This is a genomic window from Catenuloplanes sp. NPDC051500 (assembly GCF_044454585.1).
Taxonomy (GTDB): domain Bacteria; phylum Actinomycetota; class Actinomycetes; order Mycobacteriales; family Micromonosporaceae; genus Catenuloplanes.
Window position 1 is genome coordinate 16,865 of the sequence record NZ_JBITDX010000043.1, and the last position, 17,730, is coordinate 34,594.

Annotated in this window: 16 protein-coding genes; 9 read left to right on the top strand and 7 right to left on the bottom strand. The window is 72.1% G+C overall.

Features of this window, described 5'->3' with window-relative positions; translation table 11 throughout:
* Nucleotides 1–27: 27 nt before the first annotated feature.
* Nucleotides 28–1,461, bottom strand: coding sequence for a hypothetical protein (locus ACIA8K_RS40180; protein ID WP_396068761.1), 1,434 nt, complete (start codon nt 1,459–1,461; stop codon nt 28–30).
* Between the two features lie 100 nt (nt 1,462–1,561).
* Between ACIA8K_RS40180 and ACIA8K_RS40185 the strand changes: the two genes are divergently transcribed.
* Nucleotides 1,562–2,611, top strand: coding sequence for an XdhC family protein (locus tag ACIA8K_RS40185; protein ID WP_396068762.1), 1,050 nt, complete (start codon nt 1,562–1,564; stop codon nt 2,609–2,611).
* A gap of 85 nt (nt 2,612–2,696) precedes the next feature.
* Here the strand turns inward: ACIA8K_RS40185 and ACIA8K_RS40190 are convergent, their stop codons facing one another.
* Complete coding sequence (locus ACIA8K_RS40190) at nt 2,697–3,266, bottom strand: DUF5709 domain-containing protein (RefSeq protein ID WP_396068763.1); 570 nt, start codon at nt 3,264–3,266, stop codon at nt 2,697–2,699.
* Between the two features lie 74 nt (nt 3,267–3,340).
* Between ACIA8K_RS40190 and ACIA8K_RS40195 the strand changes: the two genes are divergently transcribed.
* Both ACIA8K_RS40195 and ACIA8K_RS40200 read left to right on the top strand, forming a co-directional pair.
* Entirely contained in the window at nt 3,341–3,565 is a 225-nt protein-coding gene (locus ACIA8K_RS40195) for a hypothetical protein (RefSeq protein WP_396068764.1), read from the top strand.
* Between the two features lie 88 nt (nt 3,566–3,653).
* Nucleotides 3,654–3,899 carry a zinc-ribbon domain-containing protein gene (locus ACIA8K_RS40200; RefSeq protein WP_396068765.1) on the top strand — a complete coding sequence of 82 codons (246 nt, stop codon included), beginning with the start codon at nt 3,654–3,656 and terminating at the stop codon, nt 3,897–3,899.
* Between the two features lie 183 nt (nt 3,900–4,082).
* On the opposite strand, the gene egtD is transcribed toward ACIA8K_RS40200, so the two are convergent.
* Genes egtD through egtA form a run of 4 tightly spaced genes read right to left on the bottom strand, consistent with a single transcriptional unit; the run spans nt 4,083 to nt 8,300 of the window.
* Nucleotides 4,083–5,048 (bottom strand): L-histidine N(alpha)-methyltransferase, encoded by a 966-nt coding sequence (gene egtD, locus ACIA8K_RS40205; RefSeq protein ID WP_396068766.1) that lies wholly within the window; start codon nt 5,046–5,048, stop codon nt 4,083–4,085.
* On the bottom strand, nt 5,045–5,809 hold the full coding sequence (gene egtC / locus ACIA8K_RS40210; protein ID WP_396068767.1) for an ergothioneine biosynthesis protein EgtC: 765 nt from the start codon (nt 5,807–5,809) through the stop codon (nt 5,045–5,047). The genes egtD and egtC overlap by 4 nt, the downstream gene beginning before the upstream one ends.
* Nucleotides 5,809–7,107 (bottom strand): ergothioneine biosynthesis protein EgtB, encoded by a 1,299-nt coding sequence (gene egtB / locus ACIA8K_RS40215; protein WP_396068768.1) that lies wholly within the window; start codon nt 7,105–7,107, stop codon nt 5,809–5,811. The genes egtC and egtB overlap by 1 nt, the downstream gene beginning before the upstream one ends.
* Complete coding sequence (gene egtA, locus ACIA8K_RS40220) at nt 7,104–8,300, bottom strand: ergothioneine biosynthesis glutamate--cysteine ligase EgtA (protein ID WP_396068769.1); 1,197 nt, start codon at nt 8,298–8,300, stop codon at nt 7,104–7,106. Before egtA ends, egtB begins: the two co-directional genes overlap by 4 nt.
* 154 nt (nt 8,301–8,454) lie before the next feature.
* Between egtA and ACIA8K_RS40225 the strand changes: the two genes are divergently transcribed.
* From ACIA8K_RS40225 to ACIA8K_RS40235, 3 genes are all read left to right on the top strand, one after another.
* A complete protein-coding gene (locus ACIA8K_RS40225; RefSeq protein WP_396068770.1) occupies nt 8,455–9,810 on the top strand; it encodes a hypothetical protein in 1,356 nt (451 codons plus the stop codon).
* 252 nt (nt 9,811–10,062) lie between these two features.
* Nucleotides 10,063–10,233 (top strand): hypothetical protein, encoded by a 171-nt coding sequence (locus tag ACIA8K_RS40230; protein WP_396068771.1) that lies wholly within the window; start codon nt 10,063–10,065, stop codon nt 10,231–10,233.
* Entirely contained in the window at nt 10,230–11,423 is a 1,194-nt protein-coding gene (locus ACIA8K_RS40235) for a mannosyltransferase family protein (protein WP_396068772.1), read from the top strand. The genes ACIA8K_RS40230 and ACIA8K_RS40235 overlap by 4 nt, the downstream gene beginning before the upstream one ends.
* Before the next feature lie 42 nt (nt 11,424–11,465).
* Here the strand turns inward: ACIA8K_RS40235 and ACIA8K_RS40240 are convergent, their stop codons facing one another.
* Nucleotides 11,466–12,284 (bottom strand): helix-turn-helix transcriptional regulator, encoded by an 819-nt coding sequence (locus ACIA8K_RS40240; protein WP_396068773.1) that lies wholly within the window; start codon nt 12,282–12,284, stop codon nt 11,466–11,468.
* A gap of 179 nt (nt 12,285–12,463) precedes the next feature.
* Between ACIA8K_RS40240 and ACIA8K_RS40245 the strand changes: the two genes are divergently transcribed.
* The 3 genes from ACIA8K_RS40245 (at nt 12,464) to ACIA8K_RS40255 (ending at nt 16,832) form a co-directional block, all read left to right on the top strand.
* On the top strand, nt 12,464–13,156 hold the full coding sequence (locus ACIA8K_RS40245) for an SDR family NAD(P)-dependent oxidoreductase (protein ID WP_396068774.1): 693 nt from the start codon (nt 12,464–12,466) through the stop codon (nt 13,154–13,156).
* Between the two features lie 179 nt (nt 13,157–13,335).
* Nucleotides 13,336–15,030 carry an ABC transporter ATP-binding protein gene (locus ACIA8K_RS40250; RefSeq protein WP_396068775.1) on the top strand — a complete coding sequence of 565 codons (1,695 nt, stop codon included), beginning with the start codon at nt 13,336–13,338 and terminating at the stop codon, nt 15,028–15,030.
* Between the two features lie 29 nt (nt 15,031–15,059).
* Nucleotides 15,060–16,832: an ABC transporter ATP-binding protein gene (locus ACIA8K_RS40255; RefSeq protein ID WP_396068776.1), complete on the top strand. Its 1,773-nt coding sequence runs from the start codon at nt 15,060–15,062 to the stop codon at nt 16,830–16,832.
* Nucleotides 16,833–17,730 lie beyond the last annotated feature (898 nt).

The following is a 17,730-nucleotide window of genomic DNA, read 5'->3' on the forward strand; positions in this document are numbered from 1 at the left end:
ACAACCTAGTCACCCACGGCGATCCTGTCAGGACGCACTCCCCATCCGAGGCGTAATGCCACGAATCGCCACCGGTGCACCGGGCCCACCGCCGGGCTTCGATGCGTACTCCGCGACGCCCACACAGGTGAACAGCAGCGTCACGAGATCGTCGCCCTCGTGCAGCAGCGCGGGCACCTCCGAGTCGAGGAACGTCATGCCGGTCGCGGTCGCGCCCACCGCGTACGCGGCCAGATGCAGCCGGCCCTCCACGATCCCGGCGGCCAGCTGCGCCTCCCGGTAACCACGATCGTCCAGTGTGGAACCGTCGATTGCGGCGATGACCACATAGGCCGCATCCCCGCCGAGCGCCTGGTCCAGGCAGATCCGGGTCAGCTCGTCGCGCAGTTCCCCGGCCTGGACGGGCGTATGCAGGTCCGGCCAGCGGTAGACACCCGGCGCGACCCCGTCGACGCCGTGCACGACCACCCAGTGCGGCACGTCGATCCCCCGCAGTGCCGCCGCGAGCGGCCAGTCAAGAGCCTGCGTGGGTACGGTCCGGGAGCGGTCCATCCGGCGTTGCGAGCCACGGCGGCGAACGACATCGTCGAGCGTGTCCGTTGTGGACGGGGCGTCGACGGCCTCCCCGACCGGCCACGGGGCGCCGAGCGCGTCCGTGTCGCCGGCGCGCTGGGCCGCGGTGACGAGCGGGAACTCCACGGGAGGCAGCTCACCCCGCACCGCCGGGCCGGCCGCGTCGAGCACCGGGCTGTCACCGTCCACAGTGAGCAGCGCGATCGGGAACTCGTGCGTGCCGTCCGCGCCGACCAGATGCCGTACCCGCTGATCGGGAAAGGTGGTGAACAGCCGCGGCGAGTGCGCGGCGGCCGCGGCCTCCAGCTGGGACAACAGCGTGCCCGCGTCCCAGTAGAGGTGGCGGAAGCCGCGCTCGGCATAGCGCCAGCCGGTGCGCCACGGGATGCCGGTGATCACCAGCGTGGTGCTGCCGGCCGTCGCCGGGCCGACCTGGACGAGCGCGTGCCGGACCGGGTCGTACCAGTGGACGCCGTCCGGCACGCCGTCGACGCCGTTGGTGACCGCGTAGACCTCGAGCGGGAACCGGGCCCCGGCCGAACCTGCCGCCCGGAACAGCCAGGGCCTGCCGTTACGCTCGCTTGTGCGGACCACGCCCGCGCCGAGGAACAGGATGCGGCCCAGGGTCCCGGCGGTGAGCGCGTCCCGGCCGGGTGTTCTCCCCGCCAGGACGTCGGTTGCGGACGTCGAAGGGACCGGCAGGTCGCGCGGCAGCTCCGTCACCGGCAGCTCCGGCGGGTACGACTTGACCTGCTGCGGCAGCGTCGCCGGATCGTTGGGCGTGAGGTCATGACGGATGCGCGGGTCGTCCGCCGGGACGTCCCACTCGCGGTCCGGATGGTAGGACGTCAGCCGGTGTAGCAACCCGGCCCCCGTATCGAGATCCATGCCGCCATCCTGCCACCGGGTTGAGCCCGTCAGCCCTGGGTATCTGGCACGCTTGCCGGTAGACACGCGGAGAACCGGCTGTTCGAGGAGGCTGTGCCCTGTGCTGACCGAGGTGTGGCCGTTCGTCGCCAGGAACCGCGCCGCAGGTGTGCCGGTGATCCTGGCCCGGCTCGTCGACCGCGACGGCCCGGGCTCGCGGCCGCTCGGCGCGACAATGGCGGTGGCGGCGGACGGGACGTGGCGCGGATCGCTCTCCGGCGGCTGCGTCGAGGGCATCGTGCGTGACGAGGCCCTGAGTCTGCTTGACAGCGGCGGATCACGGTTGATCTCGGTCAGCCCGGGTGATCATCTGATGCCGTGGGAGGACGCGCCCGCCTGCGGAGGCGTGCTGCACGTGCTGCTCACCCCGGCGCCACCGGAACCGGTCTTCTCCGCGATCGATGCGGCCCTGAAGGCGGATCAGGTGATCGCGGTGGGGGTGGAGTTGGCCGCGCCGTGGGGGTGGCGGACGGCGGGGACGCTGAGTGAGGCGGCGGGCCGCTCGCCGGAGGGTGCGGTGTTCGCGGAGGAGTTACGGCCGGGGCCGCGCCTGATCGTCGTGGGCGCCACGGATCTGGCGACCGCGCTGGCCGCGCTCGGCCGCACCGTCGGCCGCCGGGTCGAGATCGTCGACCCACGCCCGAGCCACACGCAGGCGGACATGTTCCCCGGCGCGACGCTTGTGTCCCGATCCTGGCCGGACGCGTGGCTGGCCGCACACCCGCCCTCGCCCGGCGACGCGGTGCTCGCCATCGCCCACGATCCCCGCATCGACGACCGCGCGCTTCGGGTCGCACTCCCCGGGCCGGCCGGTTACGTCGGCGTCCTCGGCAGCCGCCCCACCCACGAGCGCCGCCTCGAGCGTCTCGCCGGCACGCCCGGCCTGGAGCGTCTCTCCGGTCCGGCGGGCCTCGACCTCGGGGGCTCCTCCGTGGCGGAGACCGCGCTGTCGATCCTCGCCGAGGTCGTCGCGAGTGCCCACGCCCGCTCCGGCGGCCGCATCTCCGAGGCCTCCTCCCCGATCCGCGCCGCCGCTGCGACGTCCGGCGGGCCGGCCACCGGCCCCCGAGTCTCTGGTGGCGAAGAGGTTCCGCTGGCCTGCGCGCTCTGAGGCCGTCCACCTGCAGCACGGACCCCGAGCCGACATACCTGAGCCCGGACGGTACGGCGTTGCGCCCGTACCGTCCGGGAAGGGGTCAGATCGGGTGGATGGCCAGCTCTTCCGCGCTCGCGCCGCCGCCGGCCGCGCCCGCGTCGTAGGCGATGGCCGTACCCTCGCGGTCCTCTTCGAGCCCTTCGTCGGGCGCCACGAGGCGGCCGACCGGGCCGTCGCCGACGCCTGTGTCGTACATCGAGACCTGGGAGTCGAGATTCGGGTCGACCGGGCCGCCGTCGTCGAGCGGGGTGTCGTTGTCGACCGCGTCGATCTCCTCGGCGATCGCGTCCGGGTCGAAGGACTCGGGGGTGTCCGCGGCGGGGCGCACGTCTGCCCTGGTGGTGGCCGCGTCGAGGGCCGGGTCGGGGACCTCGCGGGCGACCTTGAGGTCCAGGGACTCGCCCTCGCGGGCCTCCTCGGGCGTGGTGCCGAAGTGGTCGACGGCAAGCGGCATGTCGTCGCGGTCGAGCGGGAGCGCGGCCGGGTCGGGGCCGTCGGCCTGCCGGCCCGTGTTCACGTCGTCGCGGGCGGTCGAGTCGTCGTCGGCGACGCCGGGCAGGCCCTCGGCCTCGGGGTCGGAGACCGGCTGCGGGTAGGTGTTGTCGGACATGTTCCTCGTCTACCCAGCTCAGCGCGATCCACACGCGGCCGTTTGCGTATCACCGGCGCGGGTACGCCGCACGTATGACCGAAAACCCTGAAGGCGTCTGGCGGGACGAGGAGCGTCTCCCGCTGTCCGAGCTGGCGGCCGCGGTGGCCACCTCCCCGGCGGACGGCCAGACCGACGATCCGACCGGCAACGACGCGGGCATCGAGCGGCCCGCGACCGGCGAGGGCGACCCGGATCCGACGAGCGCGGCCGGGCGGGCGATGCGGTCCGACTTCACCGGCCCGACCGGCCCGAACTAGCAACAATCGTTCTCCGTCCGGCCCGGCCTCGACCGGGCCGGACGGCTCACCTGTGCTGCACCACCCGACGACCTCCTGGAGCGCGACAGTGTTTCTCATCTTCGGTTTCCGGACCAAGGCGACAGCGCTCGGCTGGGTGCAGGAGGCGTGCCGCGTCTGCGGCCAGTTCGGCAGCCTGCTCCTGGTCCGTGAGGTCACCAAGTTCAGCCTGTTCTTCATCCCGCTGATCCCGGTTCGCAGCAAGCACGTCCTGCGCTGCCAGAACGCCTTCTGCCACAACGAAACGAAGATCAGCGGCGAGGAGGCCCGGCGCCTTCAGCCCGCACTGCGCTGAAAACCACGATCAAGGACGATTTTCCCACTCTGGGGGTGGTGCGGCCCGCATGCTCCCGCGGGCCGCGGTCCCGCCGGGGACCGGATCACACCCGTGGCGGTGGCGACCGAGGGCATGCGCTCGTGACGTGACACGGCCGGGGCGGAGAAGAACATTCCGCTCCGGCCGCATCCCGGTCGAGACCTACCCGGCCTGCGCCAGCGCGACGGTGAACAGCCCGCCGTCGTCCGTCCAGCGGTGGCGTACCCGGAAGCCCGCCTCCGCCAGTTCGGACTCCAGGCGCTCCGGCCGGAACTTCGCGGACACCTCGGTGCGCAGCGTCTCGCCGCGCGCGAAGTCCACCTCCAGGCCCAGCGCGCGGACCGGCACCCGCATCGCCTCGCTCGCCCGCAGGCGCATCTCGATCCACTCGTTCTCGTCGTCCCAGACCGCGACGTGCTGGAACAGGTCCGGGTCGAACGACGCGTCCAGGTGACGGTTGATCACCCGGAGCACGTTGCGGTTGAAGTCCGCGGTGACGCCGGCCGCGTCGTCGTACGCGGGAATCAGCACCGCCGGGTCCTTGACCAGGTCCGCGCCGAGCAGCAGCCATTCGCCGTCGTCGAGCACGCCGCGCACGTCGCGCAGGAACGTGGCGCGCTCGGCGGGCAGCAGGTTGCCGATCGTGCCGCCGAGGAACGCGACCAGCCGCCCGCCGCCGTCCGGCAGGTGCCGCAGGTGGCGGGTGTAGTCGCCGACGATGCCGCGCACGGACAGCGACGGGTAGGCCGCGTCCAGCCGGGTCACGGCGTCGGCAAGCGCGGACGCGGACACGTCAAGCGGCACGAACGCGCCGAGCGTGCCCTGCGCGAGCAGCGCGTCGAGCAGCAGCCGGGTCTTCTCTGACGAACCGGAGCCGAGTTCGACGAGCGTCTTCGCCTCGGTGATCCGGGCGATGTCGCCGGCCCGCGCGGCAAGGATCGCCCGCTCTGCCCGGGTCGGGTAGTACTCGGGCAGCAGGGTTATCGCATCGAACAGCTCGCTGCCCCGGGCGTCGTAGAACCACTTCGGCGGCAGCCACTTGTCGCCGGCCGTCAGCCCGGCGAGGACGTCGGCACGCAGCCCCGCCTCCAGGTCCCGCTCGTCGAGATGAATCTCCAGGTCGTTCACGGTGCCTCCAGCGGCATGGTGTCCAGCGGCATGATGTCAAGCGTCGATCGGGTGGCGACGAGCAGGTGGTCCTGCGGCACCTCGGCCCAGGCGCGGTCGTCGTCGAGGGGTTCGGAGCTGACTGTCACGGAACGCCCGTCGTGGCGCGCGAAAAGCCCGTGACCGGCGGTCGTCGCGGCGATCAGGTCGCCGTCCGTGATCAGCAGATTGAGCCGGGACTCAGGGGCGGCCGCGCGTACCGACAGCACGGTGTCGCGCAGCACCGCCCCGGGGTCCGCGCCCGCGCGCAACCGGTCCCGGACCAGGGCCCAGAGCAGCGCGGCGTCGGTCGGCGCGTCAAGCGTCAGCAGGTCCCGCACCGGCAGCCGCTCCGCGAGCTTGACCACCGAGTCAGGCCAGCCGGTCACCTTCCCGTTGTGGCTGAACAGCCACCGGCCCTCCACGAACGGCGCGGCCGCGGACTCGGACACCGGCATGCCGGCCGTCGCGGACCGGACCGCCGCAAGCACCGCGCCCGTGCTTGTGGCACCGGCCAGCGCCACGAGCGACGGATCGGACCAGATCGGCGTGGCCCGGCGATAGCGCACCGGCTCACCACCGGGCTCAGGGAACCAGCCGACCCCGAAGCCGTCCACATTGATCGTGCCGCCGCCCCGCATGTCGCCTGGTGCCCAGGCCTGATGGGACAACGCGTGCGGCAGATCGAAGAGCAGATCCCCCAGGGGTACGGGCGGGCCGAGGTACGCCAGATGGCGGCACATCAGCCCACCTCCTCCGGCCGGGCGTCACGCGCGCACCGGAAGCCGCTGAAGATCTGCCGCCGGATCGGGTAGTCCCAGTTGCGGAACGTGCCCCGGCAGGCGGCCGCGTCCGTGCCGAACGACCCGCCGCGCAGCACCTTGTAGTCCGGCCCGAAGAACACCTCCGAATACTCGCGGTACGGGAACGGGCGGAACCCGGGATAACCGTGGAAGTCCGTGTCAGTCCACTCCCACACGTCGCCGATCAGCTGGTGCACGCCGAGCGGCGACGCCCCCTCGGGGTAGGCGCCGGCCGGGGCCGGGCTCAGGTGCCGCTGGCCCAGGTTCGCGTGCCGGGCCTCAGGCGGGTCGTCGCCCCACGGGAAGCGGCGGGAACGGCCGGTCGCCGGGTCGAAGCGGGCCGCCTTCTCCCACTCGCGCTCGGTCGGCAGCCGTTTCCCGGCCCAGCGGGCGTACGCACGCGCCTCGTAGAAGTCGACGTGCACGACCGGCTCGTCCGGCACGATCCGCTCGACGCGGCCGAACCTGGTGTACGTGACGCCGTCCCGGTTCCAGTGCGCGGGCCCGGTCAGGCCGGCCGAGACCCGGTGCGCCCAGCCGTCCTCGCCCCACAGGCGCGGATCCTCGTACCCACCGGCTTGAATGAATTCCGCGTAGCGGGCGTTGGTGACCGGGGTGCGGTCGATGACGTAGGCGGGCACGTCGACCACGTGCGCGGGCCGCTCGTTATCAAGCGCCCACGGCTCCACATCGGTACCCATGGTGAACGGGCCCGCGGGTATCAGCACCTCGCCGTCGACCGGGTGCGCCGGCACCGGCGGTGGCGCCGCGGAGAGCACTGGCGCGCCGGTCCGCAGCTGGTGGGTGGCGAGCATGGTCTCGTCGTGCTGCTGCTCGTGCTGGACGATCATGCCGAACGCGAAGCCGTCCGCAAGCAGCGGGCGCCCCTCCATCCGTACCGTGTCGAGGATGTCCATGGCCTTGTTCCTGACCTGGCGGACGTAGGCACGCGCCTCGGCCGGGTTGAGCAGCGGCAACGCCGGGCGGTCCCGGCGCGGGTGCTTGAACGCGTCGTAGAGCTCGTCGATGTCCCGGCGCACCGGGTCACGGCCGCCCACGTCCCGGACCAGCCACAACTCCTCCTGGTTGCCGACGTGCGCCAGATCCCAGACCAGCGGCGACATCAGCGGCGAATGCTGGCGGATCAGATCGGAGTCGTCGACCGCCTCGGTAAGCGCCTCGGTACGGGCGCGGGTGCGCTCCAGCTCCGCGGCGACCGTCAAGCGAAGGTCTGTCATGCGTGGGTCTCCCTCTCGGAGTGGGCGGCCAGCCGGCGCCCGGCGATGTCGGCCACCCGGTCGCGCAGGTGCGCGGGCAGGCCGGTGCGGTCGAGGTTGCGGCAGGCCAGGTCCAGCAGCCCGGTCGCGGCCGTGCCGATCGCGGGGCAGGCAAGCCCTTCGCGGGCCGCCTCCACCCAGCGGTCGCGGGCGGGCGCGGCCAGATCGCGGGCCTCGTCGATGACGGCGTCATCGAGCAGCGCGGTCAGGACCGCGGCCGGCGCGATCCACTCGTCGCCGGGCTGTGCGTCCAGGTAGCGGACCTCGAGGTACCCGCGCGGGCGGACCGGTGGGAAGAGCGCGCCGAGGTGGTAGTCGAGGTCGTCCAGGGTGGGTGGCCGGGGCAGGCCGCTGCGGATCCACCCGGCGAAGGTCAGATCCGGTGGCGCGTCCCAGTCGCCGTCGTCGCTGCGCAGGCAGAGCAGTGGGGCGGCAAGCACGTACTGCGCCCAGGTTTCGGCGGGTTTCCTGGTCACCGGCACCGGGCGGGTGAGGCCGGGCTCCATGTTGAGCCACGCCCCCATCCGGCCGGACGCCCAGCCGGTGTCCCGGCCGGCCCGGAACCGCGACGTGGCGAACGCGGCGAGCAGCGGCGGGCCGAACTCGTGCACCGCCGCCCACCGCCGGGCCAGCTCCTCCGGACGCCCCGCATCCAGGCAGACCTGCAGGCCGGCGGTACTGCACATCATGATCCGCCCGTGTTCGCCGCGCCTGTCGAAGAGGCGCTGCATGGCGCCGTAGCGGGGCGTGTGCACAAGCCGGCGCGGTGGGCGGTGGGGATCGAGGCCGTTGCCGCCGAGCACGAGCCCGGCGCGGGCGAGGCGCTCGTCGATGAGCGCGCGACCGGCACTGACCTGCTGGTAGAGGGATTCGAGATCGCGCGCCGGTGCGGAGGAGAGCTCCACCTGCCCGCCCGGCTCGACGGTGACCGCGCCCCCACCCGGCAGCGGCACGGGATCGGGGTTGCCTAACGTCTCCGGCGCGTACGGCCCGAGGGCGTCCCGTAAATCATCGATGGTGAGCGGTGCGCCGGGGGACGCGGCGTGGTGCACCGTCCATTCGAGCTCGACACCGACCCGTTCGGGTGGCCCGGTCTTGAAGCAGATGCCGCTGACGTGCGCCGCGGCCTCCTCGATCGCGTGCAATTCGGACATGGTCCCGACCATACCCGTGACCTTGGGTGCCCACACCATTACGAGTTGAAGTTGATGTATGTTGAGCACCACCCCGAAATCGTGTTGCGGCAGAGGTCTCGGCGGAGCAGGATCACCCCATGATCAACGGGAAGGGCGCCGCGCGCCACACCGTGTGAACGGCCCGGAGCAGGCATTCCTGGACTGGCTGGAAGCAGCCCTCGAGTCCGGAGACGCCCTGGCCGCGGACACCGACGTGCGGGAGCACGCCATCCGCCGGATCCGCGCCGACCTGGAGTCCTCCGCCGGCGCGCTGACCTCAGCGACCCCGGGCCGGCACTGGGCGTGGGCGCTGACCCGCCTCGACCGGGAGGAGGACTGCTACTCCTGGGCGGAACGACTGGTCGCGAGTCCTTCCACGAGGCGTGACGGTGTGTGGATGGCGGTCGAGGCGATGCGCACCTGGCGCGCCGCACCGGCCAGACTGACACCGATGCTTACCGGCCTGCTGCGGGACGGGCGGGCCGGCATCAGGTCGGCGGCGTTGCAGGCGCTTGCCATGTCGCAGTCCGCGTGCCGGCTTGCCGCGGACGACCTCGCGACGATGCTTGAGGAATTGGGGCCGCCGGCCGCCATCGCGCTTGGCAAGGCCGGCGATCACCGGGCGGTGCCGCATCTGGTACGGCTGATGCTGTCCGGCAGTGACGAACCGCGTCTGCTCCAGGCTTTCCGCGCGGTCGCCCGGTCCGGCGCCGACGCGGAGGAACCCGTGTCCGCGGCCCGGCGGATCCTTGCCGCACATCCGTCCTCGTCTCCGCCGGAGCTGCCGATGCGGGTGCTTGCCGCGTTCGGCCCGGCCGCGGCCGCCGCGGTGCCGGAACTTCTCGCCACCATCGAGGGCGCCGAGAACGACACCCCAGACCTGGCCTTCCACGTCCTGGGGCAGATCGGCCCGGCCGCCGCAGCCGCGATCCCGACGCTCCGCCGATATCCGTCGCAGGTCGTGATGTTCGCGCTGCTCCGGACCACAGTGGACCGCACGATCGCGGAACGGTATCTCGCCCGGCTCCCGGACGAACTTCGCGGCGGCCGCTCCGCCGCGATGCTGCTGACCTGGCTCGCCGAGCACGGCGGGCTCGACGACCGCCAGCACCGGCAGGTACGCAGCCTGTTCCGCGCCCCCGGCTCCCGTCAGGTCTACTCGGCGGCCGCGCTCTGGCTCCACGAAGGTCCCGCGGCCGCGGCCGAACTCCTGGACGCACTGCCGATGTACCTGACCGACGACCTGTACGCGCCCGAGGTCGTGCGGGTCTTCGCGATGATGGGGCCGCACGCACGTCCGATACTCGGCCGGCTCGATGAATTCGCGACCTCACGGCATCGCGCCCCCTTCAACGCCAGCACCCCCGAGGCCGAGATCTACGCCGACGAGACAGTCCTCGCCGCAGTCCTCGCCGCCCGCGACCGGATCACCGCGCTCCCCGAGTTCTCGGGACACCGGCCGACACCGACGACTACCCGGTCACGCTGACCGCCGGCAACACGGTCACGCTGATCGCCGGCAACACGGTCACGCGAGAGGTGGCCTGGAGCATCACCGCCGGCTGCACCACGGGCGCGGTCCGTGGCACACCGGTGACCGGCACCGTCGACCGCGCCGTTCCGCGTCAGGGACGTGGGCCGCCACGGTGACGTCAGGGGCGCTTCGCGGACCGGCTTTATGCGGAGCTTACGGGCTGTTACGGCAATCTGTTCCGCGATGGTCGACGAGGGTGAGGGCGCGATGAGCGACGCTGTGTATCGGGTCTTCAACGAGGAGGACGTGCTGCCGTCGTTCGCCGGGCGGCTACGCACCGTGCTCGACGAGCTGCACGTGACGTATGAGGTGGTGGTCGTCGTGACCTTTGACTCCGCCGGGGCGGGCACCCGCCGTCCGGTCCGGGTGCCGTCATGACGACGATCGCCGAGGAGCTCGTCGCACCACCCCGTACCGCCGCGCCGGTGCACCGTCCCTGGCGCGCAGCGCTGCTTGCCGCTCTCGCGGTGTGGTCGGCCGCGGTCATCGTCCACCTTGTGGTGGGCGCGTTCGCGTGGCTGGCCTACCGGGGTCACGCCCCGTCCCCGGACCTGTCGTCGATCGTCCTGGCCTGGAACCGCTGGGATGCCGGCCACTACGTCGCGATCGCCACGAGCGGATACCACCTCGGGCCGGGATTTCCGGCGTTCTTCCCGCTCTATCCCCTGCTGATCCACGTCCTCGATCCGGTGCTGCCCGGGGATGGCGTGGCAAGTGCCCTGGTGGTGGCGCATGCCGCCGCGTACGGCGCCCTCGTGATGCTGCACCGGCTGGCCGACCACGAGTTCGGACCCGAGGTCGCGCGGCGTGCCGCCTGGTACCTGGTCGTCTTCCCGATGGGCTTCTTCCTGTTCCTGGGCTACAACGAGTCGCTGTTCCTGCTGCTTGCGGTCGGCGCCCTGTACGCCGGCCGGCGCGGGCACTGGTGGCTGGCGGGAACGCTCGGCGCCCTGTCCTCGGCCACCCGGCTGTTCGGCCTCCTGCTGATCGCGCCGCTGGCCGTCGAGTACCTGCGCCAGACCGGCTGGCGGCCGCGCCGGATCCGGCCCGACGTGCTGTCGCTGGCCATGGTGCCGCTGGGTGTGGCCGCCTACAGCGTCTACTGCCTGATCGAGCTCGGCCATCCGCTCCAGTTCAGCATCGCCCAGGACCAGTGGGGTCGTCGGTACACGGTGCCGGGCGGGGCGTGGCTGATCGCGGCCGGGCAGATCGCCGGGCACAAGCCCCTCGACGCGGTCACCCTTGGCGCGGCGCTCGACGCCGGAACCGTCCTGCTCGCCGTCATTCTGCTGATCCTCTGCGTGCGTGGACCGTTCCGGTTCCGGCGCGACCAGATCTACCTGGTGGTGCAGGCCGGCATCACCCTCGTCATGCTGATGTCGACGGAGGTCGGCGGCCGCGCGATGCAGTCGGCGGCCCGCTACGCCATGGAGGCGGTGGCGATCTTCTTCGTCCTGGCCCGGATTGGCGCGAATCAGACGGTCGACCGCACAGTTCTGGTCATCGGCGCCGCCCTGCACGCCGTCTTCCTCGTCATCTTCATGGCCGGCACCTTCCTGGTGGCCTGACGTGCCCGGATTCGTGGCGCACGAGCGCGTCGAAGGGCAGGCTCACCCGCTGCTGAGGAGCTTGAGCCTCTCCGCATCGATTCCGCGCTGTGCGGTCGAGTAGATGACGACCTTGATGTCGGAGTCGGGAACGACGACGACATCGCAGTCGAGCACGATGTCGCCCACAAGCGGATGGTGCACGGTCTTCACAAGGCTCCGGTGGGCGGCTGCCCGCGCCTCGTCCCACAGCGCGGCGAACCGGGGACTCCGCGCGCGCAGATCGGCGACGAAGGCCCGGAAGCGGGGGTCGTCGCGGTAGTCCGCCGCGGCGCGCCGCAGGTCACTTACGAGTGCGCGCTCGAACGCGTCCGGGCCGCCGTGGGTGGTCGCGACCTCGCTGATGTCGTCGTCGACGAACACCTGGACGAGAAGGTTCTGCACCGTGCCGGCCGGGCTCTGGAACAGCGCCTGCCACAGGGGTGTCGAGGCAAGCTGGGTCCAGTCCGCGGCGAACACGGCCAGCGGCAGGTCGGACATGCGGGCGAGCATCCGCTGCACCCCGGCCGGGATGTGGTGCGACACGTGTCCCGCGGGCGGTGCGGTCAGGCCTGCCGCCCGGTACAGCAGCGCCGTCTCCGTGCGGCTCAGCTGCAAGGCTCTCGCAAGCGAGGACACCACCTGCCCCGACGGGGTACGGGCACGCCCCTGCTCCAGGCGCATCACGTAGTCCACGCTCACGCCGGCCAGCTGCGCGACCTCTTCCCGCCGCAGCCCGGCCGTGCGGCGGCGGCCGAAGGACTCCAGCCCGACATCGGCAGGCGTCAGACGCTCGCGCCGGCTGCGGAGCATCTCGCCGAGAGAAAGCGGTGCGGAGGTCATCGCCTCCTCAGTCTGCCCCGTCGCGCGGGAGTCCCGCAGCCGGCTGGGTAGCACGGTCTGTCCCTGGCTACGGATCGGTGCGGCACCGCAGGCTCGAAGCACCGCGGAGCCGATCGACGGCTCCATCGAAGACGGCATCACGCTGCTGCGCCCGTTCGCTGAAAAGGAAACGAACTCCTGTGACCATCACTCTCATCACCGGCGGCAACCGGGGCCTCGGCCTCGAGATCGCGCGCCGTCTCATCGACGCCGGCCAGACTGTCTGGATCGGCGCCCGCAACACCGTGCACGGCCGGGCGGCCGCCGACCGGATCGGCGCCCGGTTCGTGCAGCTCGACGTGACCGACGACGCATCCGTCCGTGCGGCCGCCGACACGGTCTGGGCCGAGGCCGGGCACCTGGACATCCTGATCAACAACGCCGGGATCCTCGGGGAGGTCACCTCGCCCGAGGAGATGACCGTCGCGCACATGCGGCCTGTCTACGAGACCAACGTGTTCGGCACCGTACGCGTCATCCGTGCGTTCCTGCCGCTGCTGCGGGCGGCCGAGGCACCGTCGGTCGTGAACGTCACAAGCGGCGTCGGCTCCTTCACACTCGTCCTCGACCCCACCACTGTCGAATCGCAGTACCCGCTGGCGGCCTACGGCTCGTCCAAGGTGGCGGTCACCATGCTCACCATGCAGTACGCCATGACCATCCCCGACATCCGGTTCAACGCCGTCGACCCCGGCCAGTCGGCCACCGACTTCACCGGCGGCCTCGGCCACAGCGTCCAGGACGGCACCGACGCGGCAGTGCGGATCGCGACCCTCGGCGACAGGACCCCGACCGGCACGGTGACCAACCGCGACGGCGTCCTTCCCTGGTGACAGCCCGCACCTCTTCGGCCGATCCTGGATCGCGGGCTCAGCGCTCCCCCTTGCGGACCGGGCACGTGACGACACCGATCGCAACTTAGGCTACCCTAACCCGGCGGTCGTGAGCTCCTGAAGTGAGCGCGCCGCGTTCCACTGTGGCACGTGCCGGTGCCGGAGAACGAGGAGGCGGCGTGCGCCGAGGACAGTCGTCGGGTGCCCCGCTGCTGCGCCGGGTCGTCAGTGCTCAGGCTCGCCGGGTCGGCACCAGCGCGATCCTGAGCGTCGCGCACCAGGGCGGCGAGGCGCTCGTGCCGATCCTCATCGGAGTCGTCATCGACCAGGCGGTCGGCGGCGGGACGGTCACCCAGCTGGCCGTCTGGATCGCGGTGCTCGGCGCGGCCTTCGCGGTGCTCTCGGCCGGCTTCACAGCCGGCACCCGCGTCGGGGAGTACGCGGTCGAGCGCGCCTCGCACGCGCTGCGACTCGAGGTGACGGCCCGCATCCTGCATCCTCGCGGCGCCGCCGGAGACGGTCAGCTGCCGGGGGCCCTGGTGAACGTCGCGACCGGGGACGCCGAGCGCGTCGGCATGATCAATCTCGCGCTTCCGCTCGGTGTCGCGGCCTGCTCCGGCATCGCGATCGGCGCCGTCGCCCTGCTGCGGATGTCCGTACCGCTGGGCCTGGTGGTGTTGATCGGCGCTCCGATCCTGCTGCTCGCCGCGCACGCGCTCGGCAAACCCCTGCAACGCCGCAGCGAACGTCAGCAGGACCGTGCCGCGCGGGCCGCCGGAGTGGCCGCCGACCTGGTGGCGGGGGTCCGGGTACTCAAGGGCATCGGCGCCGACCGGGCCGCGGCGGACAGGTACCGCGCGATCAGCCGCGAATCGCTCGACGCCACCCTGCACGCGGCCGAGGCGCGGAGCTGGCACGACAGCGCCCTGCTCGGACTGACCGGCGTGTTCCTCGCCGCCGTGGCGCTTGTCGGCGGGAGGCTCGCCGCGGCACACCAGATCACTGTCGGCGAGTTGGTCGCGGCGGTGGGCCTGGCCCAGTTCCTGCTCGGCCCGCTCGCCCTGGTCGCGTGGGCGAACGGCGAGTTCGCGCAGGCCCGCGCGTCCGCGGCCCGGATCGCCGACGTGCTGGCGGCCCCGCCGCGCACCGCGGGCGGTGACGAGACCCTGCCCGAACGGGTCGGCGGGCACCTGCGCCTCTCCGCCGTGGACGCCGGGCCGTTGCGCGGCCTCGACCTGGACGTCGCGCCGGGTGAGCTGGTCGGCGTCGTCACCGCCGACCAGGTGGCGGCCGGCACCCTCACCGCGCTGCTCGGCAGGTTCCAGGATCCGGAGGCCGGCGTCGTCGCGCTCGACCACCGCCCACTGCACACGCTCGATCCCGAGTCGTTGCGCACCGCCGTCCTGGTCGCGGACCACGACGCCGACCTCTTCGAGGGAACCCTGATCGGCAACGTCGCCCTGGACCGCGCGACGGCCGGGGCGGTCGAGGCCGCGCTCACCGCATCGACCGTGGACGAGGTCGCCGGCACCGTACCGGGCGGCACGAACGGCGCGGTCGCCGAACGTGGCCGATCACTCTCCGGCGGCCAGCGGCAACGGGTGGCGCTGGCGCGGGCACTTGCCGCGGACGTGCCGGTCCTCGTGCTGCACGACCCGACCACTGCCGTCGACGCCGTCACCGAGCAGCGGATCGCCGCCGGGATCCGCGATCTGCGCCGCGGGCGGACCACAGTCCTGGTGACGACGAGCCCCGGCCTGCTGGCTGTCGCCGACCGCGTGGTGTTCCTTGTCGACGGCACGGTACGGGCAACTGGTACCCACGCCGTCCTGGCCCGCACCGACGACCGGTACCGGTCGGCCGTACTCGCCTGACCGGCCGCGACGAGATTGAGGTATCGACGTTGAGCGAGACGACCGCCGGGCGTGCGCTGCTGCCCACCGCGACCGGTGCGCAGGCGTGGACGGAGGTGCGCCGGCTGCTTCGGCCCCGGTGGCGGTCCGCGGCCCTCGCCGTGGCCACGCTCGCCGCGGGGACCGTGATCGGACTGGTCACCGTTAGGTTGCTCGGTCACATCGTCGACCTGGTCGCCGGCGGGCGGCCTGCCGACGCGATCACCGCGCCGATCGTCGCGCTCGTCCTGATCGCCGTGGGCCAGGCGCTCGCCGCCGGCTGGGGCCTGACCATGGTCGCCCGGCTCGGCGAGGGCATCCTCGCCGAGCTGCGGGAACAGTTCATGGACCGGGTGCTCGCGCTGCCGCAGGACCGCATCGAGCAGGCCGGAACCGGCGATCTGACCTCCCGCGTCACCAACGACGTCACAGCGATCGCCGACGCGGTCCGTACCGCGCTCCCGGAACTGGCCCGCTCGGTGCTCGCCATCGCGCTCACCGCGCTCGGCCTCGCGGTCCTCGACTGGCGATTCCTCGCCGCCGCGCTGCTGGCCGTGCCGATCCAGATCTGGACCGTGCGGTGGTACGCGGGCCGCGCCCTGCCGATCTACGCCGCGCAGCGGGTGGCGGTCGGCGCGCTGCAGCACCAGCTGCAGGAGACCGTCGGCGGGGCCCGCACGGTCCGGGCGCTGCGGTTGCAGGACCGGCACCGGGCGCTTGTCGGCGACCGCTCACGCGAGTCCGTCGACGCGACGATGCGCGGCGTACGGGTGCTGACCCGGTTCTACTCCCGCCTGAACCTGGCCGAGTTCGTCGGGCTGAGCGCGGTCCTGGTCACCGGCTTCCTGTCGGTCCGCGCGGGAACGGCGACGATCGGCACGGCCACCGTCGCGGCGTTGTACTTCCACAGCCTGTTCGTACCGGTCAACACCGCGCTCGGCCTGGTCGACGACGCGCAGGCCGCGGCGGCCAGCCTGGTGCGCCTGGTCGGTGTGACCGCGCTACCGGCACGCCCGGACTCGGCCGGGCCGGCGAACACGGCGGCCACCGTCTCCGTGGAGGCGGCCGACCACGCATACCGTCCGGACCGGCCCGTGCTGCGCCAGGTCAGCCTCGAGGTGGCCGCCGCGGAGCGGGTGGCACTGGTCGGGGCGAGCGGCGCCGGCAAGACCACCCTGGCCGGGCTGATCGCCGGTGTGCGCCCGCCGACCGGCGGCGTGATCCGGCTGGGCGGCGTCGACGTGGCGGACCTCGATCCGGCCGGGATACGGCACCGGGTCGTCATCGTCACCCAGGAGGTGCACGTGTTCGCCGGCCCGCTCGCCGACGATCTCCGGCTGGCCCGGCCCGGCGCCACCGACGACGAGCTGCGGGCCGCGCTGCTGCGGGTCGGCGCCCGGGACTGGCTCGACGCACTTCCGGACGGCCTGGCCACTGTGGTCGGCGAGGGTGGCCACCGGCTCACCGTCACCCAGGCACAGCAGTTGGCGCTGGCCCGGCTCGTGCTTGCCGACCCGCCGATCGCCGTCCTCGACGAGGCGACCGCCGAGGCCGGCAGCGCCGGGGCCAGACTGCTCGAGGAGGCGGTCGAGCGGGCGCTGGACGGACGCACCGGCATCGTGGTCGCACATCGGCTGACCCAGGCCGCCGCGGCCGACCGGATCGTGCTGCTTGACTCGGGACGGGTGCTGGAGACCGGCACCCACGCCGAGCTGTCGGCCCGTCCGGACGGCCGCTATGCCGCGCTCTGGCGCGCCTGGTCCGACCACCGGCCGCACGCTTAGGATCCTGAGCCTTTCAAGCACTTCGCCGGGGTACGAGTGGGAGTACACCTTCTCCGGCAGCCGTGCCCATCGTGCTGCCCGCTCGCAGTCCAGCCAGTCAGCACCTCTCTGCAGTCGTCCACCGAGGCAGGGATGACGGGTGGATGCCCACTCATGCCGATGTGAGGTGCGACACGAGGTCGCACGAAGTGAGTGAGTACGTCGATTGGAGGTCGGGTTTGATGCCCGAGACGTAGCTCCCGGTCAGTGTCCGAGACCGGTCCCCGCTCTGACGTGCGTGGCGAGTAATTGCCGGGTGCGAAGCTCAGAGAAAAGCCCAAGGGCACCCATTCCGACTGGGTGCCACAGGTGAGGGGAAGGCCGAAAGGGTGAATATGGTGAACCTTCGTTGATGCCTCGTCACGGCAACTTCCCGGGTCGGTTAAGTGGTGCCGGGTAGACGAAGAGGCTGGCCGCTGGAAGTCGGCAGACGACGACCGAGGACTCTTCGACGGTCGTGTGGATACCGTCGCCTCCGGGGTTAAGAGGGCACCCGACCCGGCCGTATCTCACGCGCGTGGAACGTGGAAACCCCGTTACGGTCCACAGGATTGTCTGTGGTAGGCCGACCGTGAGGAGAGTTTAACTCCGTGGCGGGAACAGGACGCCCAAGAAGCGAATGCCGGTGACTGAAAGGTGACAGGAAAGCGGCAGCAGAAAGCCCGGTCCTCCGGCCGGAAGCTGTCGTATAACTGGCCGGATACCGGGCCTGGTGCCCGGCTGTGAAAGCAGGCTGACGTGAGGCGGGTGAGCCTTTGACGATCAGTGAGGTGATCTCAGCAAGATTCGGGTAGGTGTTTGTATTCGAAGTGGGTCAGGTGGAGTGCGGCGGCGACGATGTCGCCGATTCTGCGTGGGC